Below are 1,643 nucleotides of genomic sequence, written 5' to 3'. Positions count from 1 at the left end.
GTCGCCATCTGGTCCTCGGACTGGCCGGCGGCCTGATGCTGGGCGTGGTCGGCCTCGACCTGCTCCCGGAGGCGCTGCACGCGGCCTCCCGGGAGGTCTTCGGCGTACCGGCGGCCCTGCTGCTGTTCGTGGCCGGATTCCTGCTGGCCCACCTGGTGGAGCGGCTGCTGGCCGCCCGCCAGGCCGCGCACGGCGGCGGCGAGCACGACCATCACCGGGCGCCCGAGGTGGGCCTGACGGCGGCGGCCGCCATGGTCGGTCACAGCGCCATGGACGGTGTGGCGATCGGCGCGGCCTTCCAGGTGGGCGGCGGCATGGGCGCGGCGGTGGCGCTGGCCGTCATCGCGCACGACTTCGCGGACGGCTTCAACACCTTCACCATCACCAGCCTGTACGGCAACGCGCGCCGCAAGGCGGTCGCCATGCTCGTCGCGGACGCGCTGGCCCCGGTGGTGGGCGCGGCCTCGACGGCGTTCATAGCGATCCCCGAGTGGTTCCTCGGCGGCTATCTCGGCCTCTTCGCCGGCGTGCTGCTCTACCTGGCCGCGGCCGAGATCCTGCCCGAGGCCCACCACGAGCACCCGGCCCGCTCCACCGTGCTGTGCACGGTCATGGGCGTGGTCTTCATCTGGGTGGTGGTGGGCCTGGCGGCCTGAGCCTGCCCGCACACCGCCCCGGGGAACCCGGCTCACAGCTTGCCGCCCCGCCCGCCCTCGCGCCGCGCCGGCGCGATGAGCGTCGACAGGTACGGCAGCGGGACGCCGTCGAGATCGGCGGCCGGCCGGATCGACTCCTCCGGCAGCCCCAGCGCCGAACCCCACACCGCGTCGCCGATCCGCCCGCTGTCCCGCAGCGCCTCGGCGACCTCCCGCGCCTGCCGCCCGAACTTGTACGCCACCACGGTCCCCGGACCGTTCAGCGCCTCCTTCAGCACCGCGGCCCCGGCGGTCACCGGCACCAGCGTCAGCGGCTCGGTCCCCTCGGTGAGCACCGCCCCCGAGCGCGCCGCCAGGTCCTGCATGGCGGTGATGCCCGGCACGGTCTCCACCACGGTCCCCGGCACCAGGGCGGCCACGGTCTGCGCGAGGTAGGTGAAGGTCGAGTACACGTTGGGGTCGCCGATGGTCGCGAAGGCGACGGACCCGTGCGCGCGCAGCAGCGCGGCGACCCGCTCCCCGGCCGCGTCCCAGGCGGCCTCGCGCCGCGCCCGGTCGGACCGCTCGTTCAGCGCGAACACCACCCGCACGACCTTGCCGGCGGGCACGTAGTGCAGCACGGTCGCCTCCGCCCGCCCCCGCTCCCCGCTGTCCATCACGGGCACGACGACGACCTCCGCGGCGCGCAGCGCGCCCACGCCCTTGACGGTCACCAGCTCCGGATCACCCGGCCCGACCCCGACCCCGACCAGCCTGCTGCTCATGACGTCCGGCACCTCTCGACGAACCGACGGGCGACACCGGGCGCGGCGGCCCAGTGCGTGTGGAGATAACTCGCGTGCAGATTCCCGCGTACGAACCCTTCGACCCGCCGGTCGGGGACGTGCACGCCCCAGGCGGGGGCCGCCGTCCCGCTCCCCGCGCCCGGCTCGACCACGGTCCGGTGGAACTCGTGGCCGCGCCTGCGCTCCCCGGCGGCGGCGAGCA

The 1,643-nt window shown here is 75.4% G+C and carries 2 protein-coding genes and 1 pseudogene; 1 reads left to right on the top strand and 2 read right to left on the bottom strand.

What is annotated here, in order from left to right; genetic code table 11:
* A partial coding sequence (locus tag IE249_RS26300) for a ZIP family metal transporter (RefSeq protein WP_229859303.1) occupies positions 1 to 656 on the top strand: 656 nt, incomplete at its 5' end.
* A gap of 32 nt (positions 657 to 688) precedes the next feature.
* On the opposite strand, the gene cobI is transcribed toward IE249_RS26300, so the two are convergent.
* Entirely contained in the window at positions 689 to 1,420 is a 732-nt protein-coding gene (gene cobI, locus IE249_RS26295) for a precorrin-2 C(20)-methyltransferase (RefSeq protein ID WP_189708567.1), read from the bottom strand.
* Positions 1,417 to 1,643: pseudogene (locus IE249_RS38520) on the bottom strand (cobyrinate a,c-diamide synthase); the annotation flags it as partial. The pseudogene IE249_RS38520 and the gene cobI, both read right to left, overlap by 4 nt.

It is taken from the genome of Streptomyces anandii JCM 4720, from assembly GCF_014650655.1.
Classification (GTDB): domain Bacteria; phylum Actinomycetota; class Actinomycetes; order Streptomycetales; family Streptomycetaceae; genus Streptomyces; species Streptomyces anandii.
This window is presented reverse-complemented; position numbering and strand designations above follow the sequence as displayed.